The organism is Citrobacter sp. CK195 (genome assembly GCF_030333365.1).
In the GTDB taxonomy this organism is placed as follows: Bacteria; Pseudomonadota; Gammaproteobacteria; order Enterobacterales; family Enterobacteriaceae; genus Citrobacter_B; species Citrobacter_B koseri.
This window is the reverse complement of record NZ_JAOWGB010000021.1, coordinates 275,655-299,236: the sequence shown is the minus strand read 5'-3', so window position 1 is coordinate 299,236 and position 23,582 is coordinate 275,655. Positions and strand designations below refer to the sequence as shown.

Annotated in this window: 13 protein-coding genes, 2 tRNA genes and 1 pseudogene; 10 read left to right on the top strand and 6 right to left on the bottom strand. The window is 56.4% G+C overall.

All coding sequences use genetic code 11. The features are described 5' to 3' along the window. Positions 1-5 precede the first annotated feature (5 nt). From nirB to OGX93_RS04570, 3 genes are all read left to right on the top strand, one after another. Entirely contained in the window at positions 6-4,073 is a 4,068-nt protein-coding gene (nirB, locus tag OGX93_RS04580; RefSeq protein ID WP_286449573.1) for a nitrite reductase large subunit NirB, read from the top strand. Beyond that, positions 4,070-6,682: a nitrate reductase gene (locus tag OGX93_RS04575; protein WP_286449572.1), complete on the top strand. Its 2,613-nt coding sequence runs from the start codon at positions 4,070-4,072 to the stop codon at positions 6,680-6,682. Before nirB ends, OGX93_RS04575 begins: the two co-directional genes overlap by 4 nt. A gap of 94 nt (positions 6,683-6,776) precedes the next feature. Next, complete coding sequence (locus OGX93_RS04570) at positions 6,777-8,183, top strand: YchO/YchP family invasin (protein ID WP_286449571.1); 1,407 nt, start codon at positions 6,777-6,779, stop codon at positions 8,181-8,183. On the opposite strand, the pseudogene narL reads toward OGX93_RS04570, so the two are convergent. Then, positions 8,184-8,835, bottom strand: a pseudogene (gene narL, locus OGX93_RS04565) (two-component system response regulator NarL). Beyond that, a complete protein-coding gene (gene narX / locus OGX93_RS04560; protein WP_049010662.1) occupies positions 8,828-10,624 on the bottom strand; it encodes a nitrate/nitrite two-component system sensor histidine kinase NarX in 1,797 nt (598 codons plus the stop codon). Before narX ends, narL begins: the two are co-directional and overlap by 8 nt. A gap of 359 nt (positions 10,625-10,983) precedes the next feature. Between narX and OGX93_RS04555 the strand changes: the two genes are divergently transcribed. From OGX93_RS04555 to narI, 5 genes are all read left to right on the top strand, one after another. Then, complete coding sequence (locus OGX93_RS04555; RefSeq protein ID WP_024130296.1) at positions 10,984-12,375, top strand: NarK family nitrate/nitrite MFS transporter; 1,392 nt, start codon at positions 10,984-10,986, stop codon at positions 12,373-12,375. Positions 12,376-12,768: 393 nt separating this feature from the next. Further along, entirely contained in the window at positions 12,769-16,512 is a 3,744-nt protein-coding gene (locus tag OGX93_RS04550) for a nitrate reductase subunit alpha (RefSeq protein WP_012132184.1), read from the top strand. Next, entirely contained in the window at positions 16,509-18,044 is a 1,536-nt protein-coding gene (narH, locus tag OGX93_RS04545) for a nitrate reductase subunit beta (RefSeq protein WP_012132185.1), read from the top strand. The genes OGX93_RS04550 and narH overlap by 4 nt, the downstream gene beginning before the upstream one ends. After that, positions 18,041-18,751, top strand: a complete 711-nt coding sequence (gene narJ, locus OGX93_RS04540; RefSeq protein WP_198448144.1) for a nitrate reductase molybdenum cofactor assembly chaperone — start codon at positions 18,041-18,043, stop codon at positions 18,749-18,751. The genes narH and narJ overlap by 4 nt, the downstream gene beginning before the upstream one ends. After that, on the top strand, positions 18,751-19,428 hold the full coding sequence (narI, locus tag OGX93_RS04535) for a respiratory nitrate reductase subunit gamma (protein WP_012132187.1): 678 nt from the start codon (positions 18,751-18,753) through the stop codon (positions 19,426-19,428). The genes narJ and narI overlap by 1 nt, the downstream gene beginning before the upstream one ends. Before the next feature lie 199 nt (positions 19,429-19,627). Here the strand turns inward: narI and OGX93_RS04530 are convergent. From OGX93_RS04530 to OGX93_RS04515, 4 genes are all read right to left on the bottom strand, one after another. Beyond that, positions 19,628-19,712 (bottom strand) — tRNA-Tyr (locus OGX93_RS04530). 36 nt (positions 19,713-19,748) lie between these two features. Then, positions 19,749-19,833 (bottom strand) — tRNA-Tyr (locus tag OGX93_RS04525). A 158-nt stretch (positions 19,834-19,991) separates the two neighbouring features. Further along, positions 19,992-20,834 carry a formyltetrahydrofolate deformylase gene (gene purU / locus OGX93_RS04520; protein WP_012132190.1) on the bottom strand — a complete coding sequence of 281 codons (843 nt, stop codon included), beginning with the start codon at positions 20,832-20,834 and terminating at the stop codon, positions 19,992-19,994. Between the two features lie 52 nt (positions 20,835-20,886). Further along, entirely contained in the window at positions 20,887-21,342 is a 456-nt protein-coding gene (locus OGX93_RS04515) for a YchJ family protein (protein WP_115182331.1), read from the bottom strand. 111 nt (positions 21,343-21,453) lie between these two features. Here OGX93_RS04515 and rssA point away from each other — a divergent pair, with 111 nt between their 5' ends. Both rssA and rssB read left to right on the top strand, forming a co-directional pair. Then, a complete protein-coding gene (gene rssA / locus OGX93_RS04510) occupies positions 21,454-22,359 on the top strand; it encodes a patatin-like phospholipase RssA (RefSeq protein ID WP_012132192.1) in 906 nt (301 codons plus the stop codon). A gap of 90 nt (positions 22,360-22,449) precedes the next feature. Next, positions 22,450-23,463: a two-component system response regulator RssB gene (gene rssB, locus OGX93_RS04505; RefSeq protein WP_114847856.1), complete on the top strand. Its 1,014-nt coding sequence runs from the start codon at positions 22,450-22,452 to the stop codon at positions 23,461-23,463. The last annotated feature ends 119 nt before the right edge of the window (positions 23,464-23,582 follow it).

Here is a 23,582-nt window from a genome sequence, read left to right as displayed (position 1 = left end):
GCGGTATGACGCAGCGACTGGTCATTATCGGAAACGGGATGGCCGCCACCCGTCTGGTGGAGGCGCTGCTGGCGCGGGCGCCGCAGGCCTTCACGATAACCGTGGTGGGGGAAGAACCGCAGCATGCGTATAACCGCATTCAGCTTTCGCCCGTACTGGGCGGCGAAAAGCGCTTTGCGCAGACGCTGCTGCATCCGCCTGAGTGGTATCAGCGCCACGGCGCCACGGTGCTGACGGGGGAAGCCGTCATCGCCGTTGACGCGATAGCGCGTACCGCCACTACCACCGGTCGAACGCTGGCGTGGGATGCGCTGGTGTTTGCCACCGGCTCGGTTCCGTTTATTCCGCCGATCCCCGGCGCTGATTTACCCCATGTGCATGCTTTTCGCACGATTAACGATGTGGACAGCATCCTGCATGGCTGCGGGCCGGTTGCCGTGCTGGGCGGTGGTGTACTTGGGGTCGAAGCGGCCGCCGCGCTGCGACTAAAAGGTGACAATGTCACGTTGATTCATCGTGGCAATCGGTTCATGGAGCAACAGCTTGATGAGCAGGCCGGGGAACTGCTGGCGGAACACCTTAACGCACGCGGGATTGACTGCGTGCTGTCGTCCGGTATCGACAGGATTACGCCTGATGACGTCACGTTGACGAACGGTTGCGTGCTGTCTGCAACGCGCGTGGTGATTGCCACTGGCGTAAAACCCAATACGGTGCTGGCGCAGGCAAGCGGGGTGCCCTGTCAGCGTGGAATTGTGGTGGACGGGCAACTGCGCACGGCGGTGGCAGGGATCAGCGCGATAGGCGAGTGCTGTGAAATCGACGGTCAGACCTGGGGGCTGGTCGCGCCCTGTCTGGCGCACGCGGAGGTGCTGGCGGCTCGCCTGGCGGGAACCCCCGGCGCTGATTTTCACTGGCAGGACAGCGGTACGCGTCTGAAGGTGACGGGCATCGATCTGTTCAGCGCCGGGGAGGTAAACGCCACGGCGGGTGATGACCTGCTGCGCACATTTGACCCGCTGAGCGGCCATTACCGTCGTCTGCTGATCCGCAATGGACGGTTACAGGGGGTGCTGCTGATGGGCGATTGCCGCAGCGCCGCGCCGTTGACTGATTTGCTGGCGCAGGCTGCGTCGGCGAATCCTGACTGGTTATTCGACAGATTTGATACGCAGCCTGCGGCTGCAGGACAGGTGACTATGACAAAACCCACGTTGGCTGTTGTTGGACACGGTATGGTTGGCCACCATTTTCTTGAGCAATGCGTTAGCCGTAATCTGCATCTTGACTATCAGATTGTGGTCTTTGGCGAAGAGCGTTATGCCGCCTATGACCGCGTTCATCTGTCGGAGTATTTCGCCGGGCGCAGCGCAGAATCGCTCTCGCTGGTGGAAGGCGATTTTTTTGCCCGCCACGGTATTGAGCTGCGGTTGTCACAATGCGTCACGGCGATCGATCGGGATGCCCGCGTTATTCGCACCGCCAGCGGACATGAAACGCACTGGGATAAACTGGTGCTGGCAACCGGATCATATCCCTTTGTTCCGCCGGTGAAAGGCGGTGATTCGGCGGCGTGTTTCGTCTATCGCACGCTGGACGATCTGGATGCTATTGCCGCGAAGGCAAAACACTCTCGCCGTGGGGTGGTGATTGGCGGCGGGCTGTTGGGGCTGGAGGCGGCGAACGCCTTGCGGCAATTAGGGCTGGAGACGCATGTTGTCGAGTTCGCGCCATCTTTAATGGCGGTTCAGCTTGATAACGCTGGCGCGGCGATGCTGCGCGAAAAAATCGAGGCGCTGGGCGTGAGCGTGCATACCTCGAAATCCACTGCGGAAATTGTCTCCACCCCGCAAGGGTTACAGTTGGTGTTTACGGATGGTAAGCGTCTGGAGACGGATATGGTGGTGTTTTCTGCCGGTATTCGCCCGCAGGATGCGCTGGCGCGCGGCGCCGGACTTCGTATCGGAGAACGCGGCGGGGTGTGTATTGATAACCACTGTCTGACCTCTGACGCGGATGTTTTTGCCATCGGTGAATGTGCGCTCTGGGACGGCAGGGTGTTTGGGCTGGTTGCGCCGGGCTACCAGATGGCGCGCGTGGCGGCAGCGCAGTTGGCCGGTGAAGATGCGGCGTTCAGCGGGGCGGATATGAGCACCAAACTCAAATTGCTGGGGGTGGATGTGGCCTCGTTCGGCGATGCGCAGGGGCGCACGCCAGGCGCGCAAAGCTATCAGTGGACGCATGGCCCGGAGCAAATCTACAAAAAAATTGTGGTCAGCGCGGACGGCAAGACGCTGCTGGGCGGCGTGCTGGTGGGGGATGCGGCGGATTACGCCACGTTATTGCAAATGATGCTTAACGGTATGGCGCTGCCCGGACAGCCGGAATCGCTGATTTTACCTGCTTTGGCGGGCAGCGCGCCGAAAGCGTTGGGCGTTGCGGCATTACCGGACAGCGCGCAAATATGCTCTTGTCATAACGTCAGCAAGGCGGACATTTGCCAGGCGGTCAGCGCGGGCGCAACGGAGATGGGCGCAATCAAGCAGTGCACCAAAGCGGCAACCGGCTGCGGTGGGTGCAGCGCGCTGGTGAAACAGGTGATGGAGTTCCAGCTGGCGGCACAGGGCGTGGAGGTTAAAAAGGATATCTGCGAACACTTTGCGTACTCGCGACAGGAGATTTACCACCTGGTGCGGGTGAACCGCATCCACACCTTTGAGCAGTTGATTAGCCGCTATGGTCGCGGGCATGGTTGTGAGATTTGCAAACCGCTGGTGGGCTCGGTGCTGGCCTCCTGCTGGAATGAGTATCTGCTAAAACCTGCGCATCTGCCGTTGCAGGACACCAACGATCGTTATTTTGCCAATATCCAGAAAGACGGTTCGTATTCCGTCGTACCGCGCATGGCGGCAGGCGAGGTGACGCCGGATGGGCTGATCGCCATTGGCGAAATCGCCAAACGTTATCAGCTCTACAGCAAAATTACCGGCGGGCAGCGTATCGACTTGTTTGGCGCGCGCCTCGAACAGCTGCCGGATATCTGGCGCGATCTGGTTACCGCCGGTTTTGAAACCGGGCACGCCTACGGGAAGTCGTTGCGCACGGTGAAATCCTGCGTCGGATCAACCTGGTGTCGCTATGGCGTTCAGGATTCAACCGGTCTGGCCGTTACGCTGGAGAACCGCTACAAGGGACTGCGCGCCCCGCACAAAATCAAAATGGCGGTCTCCGGCTGTACCCGCGAGTGTGCCGAAGCGCAGGGGAAAGACGTTGGCGTGATCTCCACCGATAAGGGCTGGAACCTGTATGTCTGCGGAAACGGCGGTATGAAGCCGCGTCATGCGGATCTGTTCGCCAGCGATCTGGATGACGCCACGCTGATTAAATTCGTGGATCGCTTCCTGATGTTCTATATCCGTACCGCCGATCGCCTGCAACGCACCAGCACCTGGATGGATAATCTTGAAGGGGGCATCGACTATCTGCGCGAGGTGGTTATACACGACAGCCTGGGTATCGGCGACGAGCTTGAACAGGAGATGGCGCGGATTGTGGAAACATACCAGTGTGAATGGCAAACCACGCTGAACGATCCGCAGCGTCTGGCGCTGTTCCGCTCCAGCGTGAACGGTGACGAACCGGATGAAGCCGTAGCGCGCCAGATGCTACGTGGGCAACCGCAGTTGGCGAAACCGGCGGCGCCAGCGAGAGCCATCCTGCCGACAAAACCCTGGCAGGAGGTTTGTCAGCTGGAGGAGATCCCCGAGCAGGCGGGCATTGGCGCCCGTTTAGGCAACCTGCAAATTGCGCTGTTTCGCTTTGGTCAGACGATTTACGCCCTTGATAACCATGAACCTGGCAGCGACGCAAACGTGCTTTCCCGGGGAATTCTGGGGGATGCCGGCGGTGAACCCGTTGTCATTTCACCGCTCTACAAACAGCGTATTCGCCTGCGCGATGGTCGGCAGTATGACAGCGGTGAGCCCGTTGTGCGCGCCTGGCCGGTGAAAGTCGAAGCGGGCAAGGTATGGGTCGGGAATCAGGCGCTACTGCTGCGCGCGGAGGCGTCATGAATGAAACCCGGACAACGTGCCCTTACTGCGGCGTCGGCTGTGGGGTGATCGCCCGCGTCAGCGAACAGGGCGTCACGGTTCAGGGCGATCCCGATCACCCGGCCAATTTTGGGCGACTGTGTGTGAAAGGCGCCGCGCTGGGAGAAACCACCGGCCTGACCGGACGGTTATTACACCCGCAGGTTAACGGTGAAACGGTAAGCTGGCAGCAGGCGCTGAATACGGCGGGCGAGCGCCTGCGTAGCATCATCGCGCAATATGGCCCTGCGTCGGTGGCTTTCTACGCCTCGGGACAACTGCTGACGGAAGACTACTATGCGGCGAATAAGCTGATGAAGGGATTCATCGGTGCGGCCAATATTGATACCAATTCGCGCCTGTGCATGTCGTCAGCCGTTACGGGCTACAAACGCGCGTTTGGCGCGGATGTGGTGCCATGCAGCTACGAAGATATAGAGCGCAGCGATCTGGTGATTCTGGTCGGCTCGAACGCGGCGTGGACGCATCCGGTGCTCTATCAGCGCCTGGTGCAGGCGCGAAAAGAGAACCCGTCCATGAAAGTGGTGGTGATTGATCCCCGGCGCACCGCCACCTGTGATATTGCGGATATGCACCTGGCTCTGACGCCCGGCAGCGATGGCGGGCTGTTTGTCGGGCTGCTGCACGCCATCGCGACAAGCGGCGAATATGACGTCGATTTTGATGATGCGCAGGCGGCGTTTGCCCGCGCCAGCCGCTGGCCTGTTGAGCGAGTCGCGCAATTTTGTGGTCTGGAACCCGCGGAAATCCGCCGGTTTTATGATGGCTTTCTGACCGCGCCGCGCGCAATCACCCTTTACACGATGGGGATTAACCAGTCCGCCAGCGGCAGTGATAAATGTAACGCGATCATTAATGTACACCTTGCCAGCGGTAAATACGGGCGGGAAGGCTGCGGGCCTTTTTCGCTGACCGGACAGCCAAATGCGATGGGAGGGCGTGAAGTCGGCGGGCTGGCGACACAGCTGGCGGCGCACATGAATTTTGAGCCGCAGGATCTGTCGCGGGTTGCCCGTTTCTGGGGCACGGAGCGGCTGGCGCAGACGCCAGGGTTGATGGCGGTGGATCTGTTCGACGCTATCGCGCGCGGCGAGGTGAAGGCGGTGTGGATCATGGGCACGAATCCGGCGGTATCGCTGCCGGACACTCATGCCGTCTGTCAGGCGCTGTCTGCCTGCCCGTTGGTCATTGTCTCGGAGGTGGTGGCCGATACCGATACTAGTCGACTGGCGCATATCCGGTTTCCGGCGCTGGCCTGGGGGGAGAAAAACGGCACCGTCACCAACTCTGAACGGCGCATCTCGCGTCAGCGCGCATTTTTAACCGCCCCCGGCGAGGCCAGAGCAGACTGGTGGATTGTCGCGCAGATGGCGAAACAACTCGGTTTTGGTGAGGCATTCGCCTGGCAGGATGCGTGGGATGTCTTTCGGGAACACGCTGCGCTGTCGGGGTTTGAAAATGACGGCGACCGCGCGTTTGATATTGGCGCGCTGGCGGATCTGAACCGCGCGGCGTGGGATGAAATGGCGCCTGTCCGCTGGCCGGTCAGCCGTCACCACGGAGCGCTGAACCTGGCTCGCGGCTGGCATCGCAATAAGCGTCTGCGGCTGGTGCCCGTTGAACCGGAGGGCATGAGAACGCGCTGTGACGCGCTCTATCCGCTTATTTTAAACAGCGGCCGCCTGCGCGATCAGTGGCACACCATGACCCGAACCGGAACGGTGGTTCGGCTTATGCAGCACATTAGCGAACCGATTGTTGAGGTTTCACCGTCCGATGCCGCCCGTTTTCACCTGGTGGATGGCGCATTTGGCCGTATCAGCTCTTCGCGTGGGGTAATGGTCGCCAGAGTGGTGATTCAGGCCGGCTTGCGGGAAGGGACGGCGTTTACGCCGATGCACTGGAATAATCGCTTTGCCCGGCAGGGAAGGGTGAATGCGCTGGTCGCGCCCGTCTGCGATCCTCAATCAGGGCAGCCGGAGAGTAAACAAACGGCGGTACGCATCACGCCGTGGCAGCCGCGCTGGCAGGGGGAACTGTTCATCCGCGAAGAGATAACCTTTCCTCCTTTTGTTCACTGGTGGCGTAAAGCGGCGGAAGGCGTGGCGCGTTTCACCCTCGCAAGCGATCGTGACGATCGCGACTGGTTGCTGGCGATGTGCCGCGAACAGCACTGGCAATTGCAGACCGCGCAGACGCCGCAGGGGCTGAATATTCTGGCCTGGCAGGCGGAACAGTTAATGCTGGGGTTCTGGTCAGATGCGATAAAACCCGAAACAGACGATGCGGCGGTGATTGCCGCGTTCCGCCATCCGCCGGAAAACGCCCCTGAACGGCATGGCCTGTTGAGCGGCAAACCGGGCGGCGGGATGCCCGACCAGGGACGCATTATCTGTAGCTGCTTTAGCGTGGGGGAGTGTGCTATTCAGCAGGCTATCGCACAAGGGTGCGACTCCGTTCAGGCGCTGGGCAAAACATTACGCTGCGGCACCAACTGCGGCTCATGCGTACCGGAGCTGAAAGCGCTGCTGGCGCAAACGGCATCCGCCGGAAGCCTGGGATTCTCCTGAAAATGCGATAAAGGGCTGCAAAACGCGGATGGAAACGTTATGGTTTTAGTTAAGTGTGAGATTTCATTCGTTTAATGTAAAAGCAGCTGACAATTTGAGCCGTATTGTTTATCGCCCTCTTTCCCTTTGCATACTCTTGCTGCTGGCAGGCGGTACTGCCAGCGCGCAATCCTCGTTTATTCAACAGGCGGAAAATCCCTTCGATAACAACCAGGATGGTTTACCTGATTTGGGCATGACGCCTGAGTCACACGAAGGTGAAAAACAGTTTGCTGAGATGGTGAAAGCCTTTGGCGAAGCGAGCATGACCGACAATGGGCTGGATACCGGCGAGCAGGCGCGTCAGTTTGCGTTTGGCCAGGTGCGGGACGCCGTGAGTGAACAGGTGAATCATCAACTGGAGTCCTGGCTTTCGCCCTGGGGGAATGCGAGTGTCGATCTCAGGATTGATAACGAAGGGAGCTTTACCGGCAGTCGTGGGGGCTGGTTTATTCCCTGGCAGGACAACACGCGGTATCTGACCTGGAGTCAACTCGGGCTGACTCAGCAGGACGATGGCCTGGTCAGTAATGTCGGCATCGGCCAACGCTGGGCGCGCGACGGCTGGCTGTTAGGGTACAACACTTTTTATGACAACCTGCTGGATGAAAATCTGCAACGGGCGGGATTTGGCGCGGAAGCGTGGGGCGAATACCTGCGATTATCCGCCAATTACTACCAGCCTTTCGCTTCCTGGCATGAACAGACCACCGCCTTAGAGCAGCGTATGGCGCGCGGCTACGATGTTACCGCGCAGATGCGTATGCCGTTTTATCAACACCTCAACACCAGCGTCAGTGTGGAACAGTATTTCGGCGAACGGGTGGATCTGTTTGACTCAGGCACGGGATACCATAATCCGGTAGCGGTAAAACTGGGGCTTAATTACACGCCGGTGCCGTTGGTGACGGTAACGGCGCAACATAAACAGGGCGAGAGCGGGGTGAGCCAGAATAATCTGGGGTTGAACCTGAATTACCGTTTTGGCGTGCCGCTGAACAAACAGCTGTCGGCCAGCGAGGTGGCGGAGAGTCAGTCGTTGCGCGGTAGTCGCTATGACAACCCGCAGCGCAATAATCTCCCGACGATGGAGTATCGTCAGCGTAAAACGCTCACTGTTTTTCTGGCGACGCCGCCGTGGGATCTCCAGCCTGGCGAGACGGTGCCGCTGAAGGTGCAGATTCGCAGTCGGCATGGCGTTCATCATGTGACGTGGCAGGGCGATACGCAGGCGCTGAGTCTGACGGCAGGAGCGAAGGCGGACAGCGCAGAGGGCTGGACCATTATCATGCCTGCCTGGGACAGCAGCGAAGGGGCGACAAATCGCTGGCGGCTGTCGGTCGTTGTTGAAGATGAGCAGGGCCAGCGTGTCTCCTCCAATGAGATCACGCTATCACTGACTGAACCGTTTATGGCGATGCCCGATAACGCTCCGCGCTGGAAGCTGCTCCCGGAGGAGTAATCAGAATATGCGTTCCTGATGCACCCATACCGCCGCTTCGACGCGTGACTTCAGTTTCATCTTCTTCAGCATATGTTTCACATGCACTTTGACCGTACTCTCGGTGATATCCAGGCGGCGGGCGATCATTTTATTCGGCAGTCCCTGGGCGATCAGCTTCAGGATATCGCGTTCGCGCGGCGTCAGTTGGGTCACGTCGCGGTCAGAGGTCGCGCGGTTTGCCCGCAGGCTGGCGGCCAGAACCGGCGTTAACGCTTCGCTCAGCACCATTTCGCCAGCGGCCGCTTGCTGTAAGGCTTTCAGCAGATCTTCCGGCTCCATATCTTTTAACAGATAGCCGTCTGCGCCGCGCTTCAGCGCCGTCACCACGTCTTCTTCATGATTGGACACGCTGAATACCACGATACGGCCTGACAGTGATTTCTCACGCAGCTTATCCAGGGTTTCCAGACCGTTCATGCCCGGCATGTTCAGATCCAGCAGGATCAGATCCGGGATCAAGAGACTCTGCCAGCTCAATACCCTGCTCGCCATTACTGGCTTCGCCGATCACGCTAATATCGGGCGCCATGCTGACAAGCTGTTTAACACCGGTCCGTAACATCGGATGATCGTCGATCAGCAGGATGGTAGCCGGTTCCTGATTACTCATGGGTATCTCCTTGGACTTCTGTGAAGTTTGTTTCGGGAATAAAGGTGACAGCAACTTCCGTACCGCCCGTCTCACGACGGCGTACACGACAATCGCCACGCAGGCTCTGCGCGCGGTCACGCATAATAATCATGCCATAATGGTTACTGCGCTCGGCATTTTCCGGTACGCCGCAGCCGTTGTCTTTTACTGTCAGTTTGACCTGATTGCCATTTTGCACCACGGCGACGGCCACCTCATCGGCATGGGAATGCTTGAGGGCGTTACTTAACGCTTCGCGGGCAATTTGCAACAGGTGGATAGCCTGATGCGACGGCACCCGTCGCGGCGGGAGCTGATAATCCAGCTTCACCGTAAAACCAAATCGGGCGCTATATTCCTGACAGCTCGCCTCCAGCGCAGGCCGCAGGCCGGGTTCGGTCAACTGTAACCGGAAGGTGGTCAACAGTTCACGTAGCTGTACCCAGGAGGTATTCAGTTCGTTGCGGATCTGGCTGAGCAACTCGCGGCTGCTTTCCGGCAACGTCGCGCCCTGCATTTGCAGACAGCTGACCTGCATCTTCATGCAGGAGAGCGATTGTGCAATAGAATCATGAAGTTCGCGGGCAATGGTGGCACGCTCTTCCATCACAATCAACTGTTGCTGGCGTTCCTGATTTCTGTCCAGCGCCAGCGTAGCGGTCAATTGCTCGACCAGCGTATCAATCATCTGCTGCTGATCGTGACTCAGATGGCGCCCGTGCGGCAGCGTCGCCAGCAGAATGCCGTATTGCGTATGGGCATCGGTAAGTCGCCATTTCAGCGTAGTGCCGCCGTTGATCGCGGGCAGCGCGCCGCGCGGGCAGAGGTGGCACCCTTTGTCATCACAACTGCTGTCGGACTGGCAGGTGAACTCCTGATGATTATCTTCATCTTCCAGGTCATAAACCCGCAGTTCAATATCGTGCAGCAGCGTCAGGTTTTGCAGGCCGTTCAGCACCGGGGAGAGGCGCTCGCACAGCGGCACCTGGGAATGCAGGCGGCGGTTGGCCTGCCACAGGAATGAGAGGATCTGGTTTTTGTGCTCTAGCCCGGCTGTCTTTTCCTGCACGCGTTGTTCCAGTACGGCGTAACTTTCGGCCAGCTCTTCCGACATGTTGTTGAGCGCTGAGCCTAACATCGCCATCTCATTGCGCCCGCTGATATGCGCCCGCTGGGTGAAGTCGCGCTGGCTGACGGCTCGCGCCATCGAAAGCAGTTGTTTCCACGGTTGCAGCAGGCGCGCCCGTAGCCAGATGATCGTAAAGACGAACAGCAGCGCCATAAAGATGGCCATTAACCGATGCACCATCACCACGCGCTCAATGCGCAGCTCGGTCGTGTGATCAAAGGCGGTGACTAACCGATCCAGACCGGTGACAAAACGCATAACATCGCCGGCAACGGCGTTTCTGTCCTGCGCGCGTTGCAGCCCTGGCGCCAGTTCCGTATGCCAGTAGTCCTGTAGTGCGCGAAGCTGCTCTTGTTGCCCGTCGCGTTCCGCAGCGCGGGTCAGTTCAGGGCTGAACGCCGTCTGTTTCATCTCATCCAGCAGCTTTTGGTCGTGGGCGCTCAGCGGCACTGCTGCCAGCAGGCGATAGCTCTGCATACGCAGCGAACCGGCCTTGTTGATCGCATGGGCGCTGCCTTGTACGCCCTGAACCAGCCAGCCAGAGATAGCCATGCCCGCCACACCGATAGCGGTGGACAGGAGAACAATAAGCGCCAGTTGGTTGACCAGCGTGAGTGGAGAGAGACAACGTTTAAACATGTAGACTTCTTCCTTCAGGCTTCCTGCTCAGGAAACCTTAATGAATGACGATTCTGCCGGGATGCTCACCGAGGGGCGTTTCGACAGTGACGTTATTCTCAGCCATACCCTGGAGTATACCCATACCTATAACGAGTTACCTCTTAATTGCTGGTGGTGGGAGGGGATCGCGAAGCCGGGGGGTAGGGTTATACAGCACCGTGAAAAACCACATCTTTTTTGTCGACAAAGCCTACTCACTAAGGGGCATGATAATTTTTAGCCGCGAATAATGACGGCTTTTCCTTTGATTTATATCAACTTACCCCCGGCTGTAAACCCTAATGTGGCAGACATCGAATCGAGTAACAGAGGTGTCTATGAGTCACTCATCTGCCCCCGAAAGGGCATCTGGAGCTGTAATCACAGAATGGCGGCCGGAAGATCCCGCTTTCTGGGAACAGCGTGGTCATCGTGTTGCCAGCCGCAACCTGTGGATTTCCGTCCCCTGTTTGCTGCTGGCGTTTTGTGTATGGATGTTATTCAGCGCTGTCGCGGTGAATTTACCGAAGGTCGGTTTTAACTTCACCACCGATCAGCTGTTCATGCTGACCGCCTTGCCGTCTGTTTCTGGCGCATTACTGCGTGTGCCGTACTCCTTTATGGTTCCTCTGTTTGGCGGCCGCCGCTGGACGGCGTTCAGCACCGGGATTCTGGTCATTCCTTGCGTATGGTTAGGTTTTGCCGTGCAGGACACCTCCACGCCGTTTAGCACCTTTATTCTGATTTCTCTGCTGTGCGGTTTTGCCGGCGCGAACTTTGCTTCCAGCATGGCTAACATCAGCTTCTTCTTTCCAAAACAGAAACAGGGCGGTGCGCTGGGTCTGAACGGCGGTTTAGGCAACATGGGCGTGAGCGTTATGCAGCTGGTCGCGCCGTTGGTGGTCTCGTTGTCTGTCTTTGCCGTATTTGGCAGTCACGGTGTGGAACAGCCGGACGGTTCGCAGCTGTATCTGGCGAACGCCGCCTGGATTTGGGTGCCGTTCCTGGCCATTTTCACCCTGGCCGCCTGGTTCGGTATGAATGAGCTGGCGACCTCGAAGGCTTCGCTGAAAGATCAGTTGCCGGTACTTAAACGTGGGCACCTGTGGATGATGAGCCTGCTGTATCTGGCGACGTTCGGTTCATTTATCGGCTTCTCCGCCGGGTTTGCGATGCTGTCCAAAACGCAGTTCCCGGAAGTACAGATCCTGCATTATGCCTTCTTCGGCCCGTTAATCGGCGCGCTGGCCCGTTCTGCGGGCGGGGCAATTTCCGACCGTCTGGGCGGAACGCGCGTGACGCTGGTTAACTTTGTGCTGATGGCGATTTTCAGCGCCTTACTGTTCCTGACCTTGCCTTCTAACGGCCAGGGCGGCAGCTTTATCGCCTTCTTCGTTGTCTTCCTGGCGCTGTTCCTGACTGCCGGGCTGGGCAGTGGGTCTACTTTCCAGATGATCTCCGTTATTTTCCGTAAGCTGACGATGGACAGGGTTAAAGCGGAAGGGGGTTCTGAAGAGAAAGCGCTGCGTGAAGCCGCGACCGATACCGCAGCCGCATTGGGCTTTATCTCTGCGATTGGCGCAATCGGCGGTTTCTTTATTCCGAAAGCATTCGGGACATCTCTGGCATTAACCGGCTCACCGGTCGATGCGATGAAAGTGTTCCTGATTTTCTATATTGCCTGCGTAGTCATCACCTGGGCGGTATACGGACGTCATTCTAAAAAATAAAAAAGTAATTGTTTGATTATCCATTGCGCGGCGTTAGACCGCGCTTTTTTTTGCCTGTATTTAGTTACAACATACTTATTTATAAATAAACAGCGCCGGTTTGTCAGAACGGCGTTCATTTATGCCTTGCAGGGGGCATACCCCTTAATACCCACTTATAAAGAATTTAACATTTACATAATGGATGAATTTGAAAATATTTATATTAATCAGTATGTTGAATGAATAAAAATCATCCTCCTTAAGGGGTATGTCAAAAAACACCCCCGATTTTCATCCCCGTCTGCCTTGATCGTTATCAATTCTGACGCCCTTTCAGAGCGTTACCTTCACAGCCAATCCAGCAATGTCGATTTATCAGAGAGCCGTCAGGCTCCAAACAGGAGAAACCCGATGAGTAAATTCCTGGACCGGTTTCGCTACTTCAAACAGAAGGGCGAAACCTTTGCCGATGGGCACGGCCAGCTTCTCGAAACAAACCGGGACTGGGAGGATGGATACCGCCAACGTTGGCAGCATGACAAAGTCGTGCGTTCAACCCACGGGGTAAACTGTACCGGCTCTTGCAGCTGGAAAATTTATGTGAAAAACGGTCTGGTCACCTGGGAAACCCAGCAGACAGACTACCCGCGCACCCGCCCGGATATGCCGAACCATGAACCTCGCGGCTGCCCGCGCGGCGCGAGCTACTCCTGGTATCTCTACAGCGCAAACCGCCTGAAATATCCGCTGATGCGTAAGCGCCTGATGAAAATGTGGCGTGATGCGAAAAAATTGCACAGCGATCCGGTAGAAGCCTGGGCTTCCATCATCGAAGACGCCGATAAAGCAAAAAGCTTCAAACAAGCGCGTGGTCGTGGTGGCTTCGTTCGTTCTTCCTGGCAGGAAGTGAACGAACTGATTGCGGCATCCAACGTTTATACCATTAAAAATTACGGTCCCGATCGCGTGGCGGGCTTTTCGCCGATTCCGGCAATGTCGATGGTCTCTTACGCATCCGGCGCTCGTTACCTGTCTCTGATCGGCGGGACTTGCCTGAGCTTCTACGACTGGTACTGCGACCTGCCGCCTGCGTCTCCGCAGACCTGGGGCGAGCAGACGGACGTACCGGAATCCGCTGACTGGTACAACTCCAGCTACATCATCGCCTGGGGCTCTAACGTTCCGCAGACCCGTACCCCGGATGCCCACTTCTTTACTGAAGTGCGTTACAAAGGCACCAAAACGGTTGCCGTTACGCCTGACTACGCTGAAATCGCCAAGCTGTGCGACCTGTGGCTGGCGCCGAAGCAGGGGACTGACGCCGCGATGGCGCTGGCGATGGGCCACGTCATGCTGCGTGAATTCCACCTTGATAACCCGAGCCAGTATTTCACCGATTACGTCCGTCGCTATACCGACATGCCGATGTTGGTGATGCTTGAAGAACGCGACGGTTACTATGCCGCTGGCCGTATGCTGCGCGCCGCCGATCTTATTGACGCGCTGGGTCAGGAAAACAACCCGGAATGGAAAACCGTTGCCATCAACACCCGCGGCGATATGGTTGCGCCGAACGGTTCTATTGGCTTCCGCTGGGGCGAGAAAGGCAAATGGAACCTCGAACAGCGTGACGGTACGTCAGGCGAAGAAACCGAACTGCAACTCAGCCTGCTGGGTAGCCAGGACGATATCGCAGAAGTGGGCTTCCCGTACTTTGGCGGTGAAGGCACTGAACACTTCAACAAAGTCGAGCTGCAAAACGTTCTGCTGCACAAGCTGCCGGTGAAACGCCTGCAACTGGCAGACGGAACCACCGCGCTGGTGACTACCGTTTACGATCTGACGATGGCGAACTATGGCCTGGAACGCGGTCTGAACGACGAAAACTGCGCAACCAGCTACGACGACATTAAAGCCTATACTCCGGCGTGGGCAGAGCAGATAACCGGCGTACCGCGTGCGCAAATCACCCGTATCGCCCGTGAATTTGCAGATAACGCCGATAAGACGCATGGTCGTTCAATGATCATCGTCGGCGCCGGCCTGAACCACTGGTATCACCTCGATATGAACTATCGTGGGCTTATCAACATGCTGGTGTTCTGCGGCTGTATCGGTCAGAGCGGCGGCGGCTGGGCGCACTATGTCGGCCAGGAAAAACTGCGTCCGCAGACCGGCTGGCAGCCGCTGGCGTTTGCTCTTGACTGGCAGCGTCCGGCGCGTCACATGAACAGCACCTCCTATTTCTATAACCACTCCAGCCAGTGGCGCTACGAGACGGTTACCGCGCAGGAACTGCTGTCGCCAATGGCGGATAAATCCCGCTACAGCGGTCATCTGATCGACTTCAACGTGCGTGCTGAACGCATGGGCTGGCTGCCGTCTGCGCCGCAGTTGGGCACCAACCCGCTGTACATCGCGCGTGAAGCGGAAAAAGCCGGGATGACGGCGGTGGATTACACCGTGAAATCGCTGAAAGAAGGCTCGATTCGTTTTGCGGCGGAACAGCCGGAAAACGGGAAAAACCACCCGCGTAACCTGTTTATCTGGCGTTCGAACCTGCTTGGTTCATCCGGTAAAGGGCATGAGTACATGCTGAAGTACCTGCTGGGTACGGAAAACGGTATTCAGGGCAAAGATCTGGGTATGCAGGGCGGCGTGAAGCCGGAAGAAGTGGAATGGCAGGATAACGGTCTTGACGGCAAGCTGGACCTGGTGGTGACGCTGGACTTCCGTCTGTCGAGCACCTGCCTGTACTCCGACATCGTGCTGCCGACCGCCACCTGGTATGAAAAAGACGACATGAATACCTCGGATATGCATCCGTTTATTCACCCGTTGTCTGCCGCCGTTGACCCGGCCTGGGAATCGAAAAGCGACTGGGAAATCTATAAAGGCATCGCGAAGAAATTCTCTGAAGTCTGCGTGGGACACCTTGGCAAAGAAACCGATGTGGTGACGCTGCCGATTCAGCATGACTCCGCTGCCGAACTGGCGCAGCCGCTGGACGTGAAAGACTGGAAAAAAGGCGAGTGCGACCTGATCCCAGGTAAAACCGCGCCGCACATCATTCCGGTGGAACGCGACTACCCGGCGACGTATGAGCGCTTTACCTCTATCGGCCCGCTGATGGAGAAAATCGGCAACGGTGGCAAAGGCATCGCCTGGAACACTCAGAGCGAAATGGATTTGCTGCGCAAGCTCAATTACACCAAAGCTGAAGGCCCGGCAAAAGGCCAGCCGATGCTGAATACCGCGATTGATGCCGCCGAGATGATCCTCACGCTGGCGCCGGAAACTAACGGCCACGTAGCGGTGAAAGCCTGGGCGGCGCTGAGTGAGTTCACCGGTCGCGACCATACGCATCTGGCGACCAATAAAGAAGAAGAGAAAATTCGCTTCCGCGATATTCAGGCGCAGCCGCGTAAGATTATCTCCAGCCCGACCTGGTCTGGCCTGGAAGATGAACACGTCTCTTACAACGCCGGTTATACCAACGTTCACGAGCTGATTCCGTGGCGTACGCTGTCTGGCCGCCAGTCCCTGTATCAGGATCATCAGTGGATGCGTGACTTTGGCGAAAGCCTGCTGGTTTACCGTCCGCCAATCGACACGCGTTCAGTGAAAGCGGTGATGGGTGAGAAATCTAACGGCAACCCGGAAAAAGCACTCAACTTCCTGACGCCACACCAGAAGTGGGGTATCCACTCTACCTACAGCGACAACCTGCTGATGCTGACGCTGTCGCGCGGTGGGCCGATTGTCTGGATGAGCGAAACCGATGCCAAAGATCTGGGTATTGAAGATAACGACTGGATCGAGGTCTTTAACAGCAACGGTGCGCTGACGGCACGCGCGGTGGTAAGCCAGCGTGTTCCGGCCGGGATGACCATGATGTACCACGCGCAGGAACGTATCGTTAATCTGCCGGGTTCAGAAATTACCCAGCAGCGCGGCGGTATTCACAACTCGGTAACCCGTATCACGCCGAAGCCGACCCACATGATCGGCGGTTATGCGCAGCTGGCCTACGGCTTTAACTACTACGGTACGGTCGGTTCAAACCGCGATGAGTTTGTTGTGGTGCGTAAGATGAAGAACATTAACTGGTTGGATGGCGAAGGCAATGACCAGGTACAGGAGAGCGTAAAATGAAAATTCGTTCACAAGTCGGCATGGTGCTGAATCTCGATAAATGCATCGGCTGCCACACCTGTTCAGTGACCTGTAAAAACGTCTGGACCAGCCGTGAAGGTATGGAATACGCCTGGTTCAATAACGTGGAAAGTAAGCCTGGCGTCGGTTTCCCGAACGACTGGGAAAATCAGGAAAAATGGAAAGGCGGCTGGGTCCGTAAAATTAACGGCAAACTGCAACCTCGCATGGGCAACCGCGCGATGCTGCTGGGTAAAATCTTTGCTAACCCGCATCTGCCGGGCATTGATGATTACTACGAACCGTTTGATTACGACTACCAGAACCTGCATACCGCGCCGGAAAGCAAGCATCAGCCGATTGCGCGCCCGCGCTCGCTGATCACCGGTCAGCGGATGAACAAAATCACCAGCGGTCCGAACTGGGAAGAAATTCTGGGCGGTGAATTTGAAAAACGCGCCAAAGACCAGAACTTCGAAAACATGCAGAAGGCGATGTACGGCCAGTTCGAAAACACCTTCATGATGTATCTGCCGCGCCTGTGCGAGCACTGCCTCAACCCGGCGTGCGTGGCGACCTGCCCGAGCGGCGCCATCTACAAGCGTGAAGAGGACGGCATCGTCCTGATTGATCAGGACAAATGTCGCGGCTGGCGTATGTGCATCACCGGTTGCCCGTACAAGAAGATCTACTTCAACTGGAAGAGCGGGAAGTCCGAGAAGTGTATTTTCTGCTATCCGCGTATTGAAGCGGGTCAACCGACCGTATGTTCCGAAACCTGCGTGGGTCGTATCCGTTACCTTGGCGTGCTGCTGTATGACGCCGATGCGATTGAAAGCGCAGCCAGCACCGAGAACGAGAAAGATCTGTATCAGCGCCAACTGGATGTGTTCCTCGATCCGAACGATCCGGCGGTCATTGAACAAGCGCTGAAAGACGGCGTTCCGCAGAGCGTTATCGATGCGGCGCAGCAGTCCCCGGTTTACAAAATGGCGATGGACTGGAAGCTGGCGCTGCCGCTGCACCCGGAATACCGTACGCTGCCGATGGTCTGGTACGTGCCGCCGCTGTCACCGATTCAGTCTGCGGCGGACGCCGGCGAACTGGGCAGCAACGGCATCCTGCCGGACGTGGAAAGCCTGCGTATCCCGGTTCAGTACCTGGCGAACCTGCTGACCGCAGGCGACACCCAGCCGGTACTGCTGGCGCTGAAACGTATGCTGGCGATGCGTCACTACAAACGTGCGGAAACCGTTGACGGTAAACTGGATACCCGCGCGCTGGAAGAGGTGGGTCTGAGCGAAGCGCAGGCGCAGGAAATGTACCGTTACCTGGCAATTGCGAACTATGAAGACCGTTTCGTTATCCCTAGCAGCCATCGTGAGCTGGCGCGTGAGGCGTTCCCGGAGAAAAGCGGTTGCGGCTTTACGTTCGGCGATGGTTGCCACGGTTCAGATACCAAATTCAACCTGTTCAACAGCCGCCGCATTGATGCCATCGATGTGAGCAGCAAAACGGAGCCGCACCAATGATTGAACTCGTCATTGTTTCGCGTCTGCTCGAGTACCCGGATGCTGCCTTATGGCAGCATCAACAGGAACTTTTCGATGCACTCGCGTCATCTGAAAACCTGGATAAAGAAGATGCTCAGAGTCTGGCGGTTTTCCTGCGCGATCTCACTGCGCAGGAGATGCTGGATGTACAGGCAAGCTACAGCGAACTGTTTGATCGCGGTCGCGCCACGTCGATGTTGCTGTTTGAGCATGTTCATGGCGAATCCCGCGATCGCGGCCAGGCAATGGTCGATTTGATGGCGCAGTACGAGCAGCACGGCCTGCAACTCGACAGTCGTGAGTTGCCTGACCATTTGCCGCTGTATCTGGAGTATCTGGCGCAGTTGCCGAAAAACGACGCGCTTGGCGGCTTGCAGGACATCGCGCCGATTCTGGCGTTGCTGGGCGCACGTCTGCAACAGCGGGAAAGTCGCTATGCGGTGCTGTTCGATCTGCTGCTGAAGCTGGCTAATACCGTTATCGACAGCGACAAAGTGGCAGAGAAAATTGCGGATGAAGTCCGTGACGATACCCCGCAAGCACTGGATGCCGTCTGGGAAGAAGAACAGGTGAAATTCTTTGCTGAGCAGGGTTGCGGCGAGTCGGAGATTTCCGCTCACCAGCGTCGTTTTGCCGGGGCTGTCGCTCCGCAATATTTGAATATCACCACCGGAGGACAGCAATAATGCACTTCCTGAATATGTTCTTCTTTGATATCTATCCGTACATTGCCGGGTCAGTGTTCCTGATTGGCAGCTGGCTGCGCTATGACTACGGTCAGTACACCTGGCGTGCGGCTTCCAGCCAGATGCTGGATCGCAAAGGGATGAACCTGGCTTCGAACCTGTTCCACTTCGGTATTCTGGGGATCTTCGCGGGTCACTTCCTGGGGATGCTGACGCCGCACTGGATGTACGAAGCGTTCCTGCCGATTGAAGTGAAGCAGAAAATGGCGATGATTGCCGGCGGCGCCTGTGGCGTGATGACGCTGGTCGGTGGCGTACTGCTGCTTAAACGCCGTCTGTTCAGCCCACGCGTGCGTGCAACGACTACGGGAGCGGATATTTTGATCCTTTCTCTGCTGGTGATTCAGTGCGCGCTGGGACTGCTGACTATTCCGTTCTCTGCGCAACATATGGACGGTAGCGAAATGATGAAACTGGTGGGATGGGCGCAATCTGTGGTGACGTTCCACGGCGGCGCGTCTGAGCATTTAGAGGGCGTAGCGTTCATTTTCCGCCTGCACCTGGTGCTGGGGATGACGTTGTTCCTGCTGTTCCCGTTCTCGCGCCTGGTTCACATCTGGAGCGCGCCGGTCGAGTACCTGACGCGTAAATACCAGGTCGTGCGCGCCCGTCGCTGATACGGCTTTGCGTGCGGCTAAACCCTGCTTCGGCAGGGTTTTTTTATGCCTGTCTGCCGGATGGCGGCTGCGCCTTATCCGGCCTACGATCGGACATAACATGTGGTTATGTGATCATGTAGGCCCGGTAAACGGAGTGCCACCGGGCAAAATATGGAGTACAGGAATTTAATTTGGCTGGGGTGCAACAGATAAGTAATGGTGGTGGGGGAAGGATTCGAACCTTCGAAGTCGATGACGGCAGATTTACAGTCTGCTCCCTTTGGCCACTCGGGAACCCCACCAGGGGTAATTCAAATTGTAGAGGTCTTGCGAAGAGATGGTGGTGGGGGAAGGATTCGAACCTTCGAAGTCGATGACGGCAGATTTACAGTCTGCTCCCTTTGGCCGCTCGGGAACCCCACCACGGGGTAATGCTTTGTACTGGCCTGCTTCCTGTTGGGAAGCGGGGCGCATCATATCAAATGACACGCCGCTGTAAAGCATTCCTTTGCTTAAAATGAACTGTTTGCGTACTTTTCATCCGTAACGGAGTAAAGCTAATCAATTCATATCGTTGACGATTACAGAATGATGGTGCGATTCCCGTAAACAAACACACGCTGGGCCAGCACCTTATACAATGCGCGGCTTAACACATTCTTTTCAACATCACGCCCTGCACGCATCATATCCTCAGCCGTATAGGTGTGATCGACATGAATTACGTCCTGCATAATGATCGGGCCTTCGTCCAGATTATCGTTCACGTAGTGCGCGGTAGCGCCGATAATTTTCACGCCACGCTCATAAGCCTGATGGTAAGGACGTGCGCCAATAAAAGCCGGCAGGAACGAATGGTGAATATTGATAATCTTATTCGGGAAGCGGGAAACGAATTCCGGTGTCAGGACGCGCATATACTTAGCCAGCACGACATAATCAGGCTGGTGCGCATCAATGGCGTCCGCCATCTGTTTATCGTGCTCGTCGCGCGTTAACCCTTCGTGGCTGACCAGCTCGAAAGGAATATCAAAACGTTCAACCAGAGGTCGCAGGGTTTCGTGGTTGCCGATTACGGCGGCAATCTCAACGTCGAGCCCGCCATAGTTGGCTTTCATTAACAGGTCGCCCAGACAATGCGCTTCTTTGGTGACCAGAATGACGATGCGGCGACGCCCGGCAGGATTTAGCTCGCGCACCGAACCTTCCGGTAATGCGCTGTCGAGATCGGCAAGCAGCGTGACATCATTAAAAATGCCTTCCAGCTCTGTGCGCATAAAGAAGCGCCCGGTTCGGTGGTCAACAAATTCGTTGTTTTGCACGATATTGAGTTCGTGCTTGTAGCAGATATTTGTAATACGCGCGATGAGGCCCTTCTGATCGGGGCAGATAGTGCGCAGAACTTTTCGTTGTAGTGAGTGCATTACCGGGTAAATCCTGTTTAATGTGTTTGCTGTATCAGCACTGTCAGGCGTTTTAGCCGCAGCACTTTTTAAATTTTTTGCCGGACCCGCAGGGGCAGGGATCGTTTCGACCAAACTGGGGGCGCGTACCGTCAATATAGTACCACTGACCGTTTTCTTTTAAGAAACGCGAACGTTCAATAATCGCGCCGGGTGTTCCCTGTTCGATAAAACGGGCCACAAAACTGACATACCCTGTGTTTTCCGCGTCTGACCCGCTCTCTTCAAAAATGGTCAACCCAAGCCACTCAGTATGGGCGAACCCCGCGACAATATCGTCCCGAAAGGCGGTTGCACCACATGCGGGATGCCAGGTTCTAATCAGGTAATTTGCGTCTTTCATCACAAAAGCGCAGTAGCGAGAACGCATGAGATGTGACGGATCGGGTGCAACTCGCTCACCGGACACAATAGGGCCGCAACATAGGCTATACTCGACAGCGCTACCGCAGGGACAAAGCTGAGACACAATCATCTCCCTGGATAAAAAAAACGGCGTACAAACGCCAGGGTAGCGCTATGTTAACCGAGTGGTGACGATGTTGCTACGTCTGGAAGCCAGGGGAAGTTTTTACGTACGATGAGAAAAATTAAAATAGGGCTGGCGCTAGGTTCCGGCGCCGCAAGAGGATGGTCGCATATTGGTGTCATCAAAGCCCTGAAACACATGGGCATTGATATCGATATCGTGGCGGGATGTTCAATTGGTTCGCTGGTTGGCGCCGCATACGCCTGCAATAAACTGCCCGCGCTTGAACAGTGGGTGTGTTCGTTCAGTTACTGGGATGTCCTGCGCCTGATGGATCTCTCCTGGCGCAGAGGAGGGTTGCTGCGCGGCGAGCGCGTTTTCAATCAGTACCGGAACGTTATGCCGGTACTGGATTTTGAACAATGCACCCGACGTTTTGGTACGGTGGCGACCAACCTGAGTACAGGGCGAGAATTGTGGTTTACCGAAGGCGACCTGCACCTTGCGGTTCGCGCGTCTTGCAGTATGCCAGGTCTGATGTCTCCGGTGGCGCATAACGGCTACTGGCTGGTGGATGGCGCCGTCGTTAACCCTGTTCCTGTCTCTCTGACGCGTGCGATGGGCGCCGATATTGTTATTGCGGTCGACCTTCAGCACGATGCGCACCTCATGCAGCAAGATCTTTTGTCTTTGAATGTTAGCAATGATAACGACGAGAGTGATGATTCGCTCTCCTGGCATGCGCGTTTGAAAGAACGCCTCAGCAGCATGACTTCACGCCGTGCGGTCACCGCGCCAACGGCGATGGAGATTATGACAACGTCCATTCAGGTGCTGGAAAACCGCCTTAAACGCAACCGAATGGCAGGCGACCCGCCGGATATTCTGATTCAACCGTTCTGTCCGCAAATATCCACGTTGGACTTCCACCGTGCCAGTGCCGCTATTGCTGCGGGACAACTGGCGGTAGAGAAAAAGATGGACGAACTTTTGCCTTTGGTGCGTACCGACGTTTAACGCACCTTTTATACACACTTAAGCAAATTCTGACAGGCGCGAGCGGCAATAGCATGCCACTATTTACTAAAGCCAGTCAGGGGAGAAAACATGACGCAGCCATTGGTCGGAAAACAGATTCTTATTGTGGAGGACGAGCCTGTATTTCGCTCGCTTCTGGATTCGTGGTTTTCCTCTTTGGGAGCGACAACGGCACTGGCGGGCGATGGTCTTGACGCCCTGGAGTTACTGGGAAGTTTTACGCCTGATCTGATGATCTGCGATCTTGCGATGCCAAGGATGAACGGTCTCAAACTGGTAGAGCATTTACGTAATCGGGGCGATCAGACCCCCATTCTGGTTATCTCGGCGACAGAAAATATGGCAGATATCGCCAAAGCGCTGCGACTGGGTGTTGAGGACGTCCTGCTAAAGCCAGTGAAAGATCTCAATCGTCTGCGGGAAACCGTCTTCGCCTGCCTCTATCCCAATATGTTTAACTCTCGGGTTGAAGAAGAAGAACGCCTGTTTCGGGACTGGGATGCGATGGTTGATAACCCGGTGGCGGCAGCAAAGCTGTTGCAGGAGTTGCAACCTCCGGTTCAGCAGGTTATCTCGCATTGCCGAATCAATTACCGCCAACTTGTTGCGGCAGACAAACCCGGTCTGGTGCTGGATATTGCGCCGCTGTCTGATAACGATCTCGCTTTTTATTGCCTCGACGTGACGCGGGCAGGGGATAATGGCGTACTGGCCGCGTTATTACTGCGGGCGCTATTTAATGGCTTATTGCAGGAACAGCTCACTCATCAGAATCAGCGTCTGCCGGAACTGGGGGCGTTATTGAAACAGGTCAATCATCTGCTTCGGCAGGCGAATTTGCCGGGACAGTTTCCGCTATTAGTGGGTTATTACCACAGCGGTCTTAAAAATTTGATACTGGTTTCAGCAGGCCTGAATGCGACGTTAAATACCGGTTCTCACCAGGTACAGATCAGTAATGGCGTTCCGCTGGGCACATTGGGCAATACCTACCTGAACCAATTAAGCCAACGCTGTGAGTCATGGCAGTGCCAAATTTGGGGCGCGGGTGGGCGTTTGCGTCTTATGTTGTCTGCGGAATGAGCAAATGAAAAGGCAAAGTGAAATTGATTTACCCGCCTTTCTCTGTGGGTGCTACTATCAGCGCCAGATTATACGTATTTGTCTTAATTATACTAACACGCGTCCTTTTCGGAACTGAG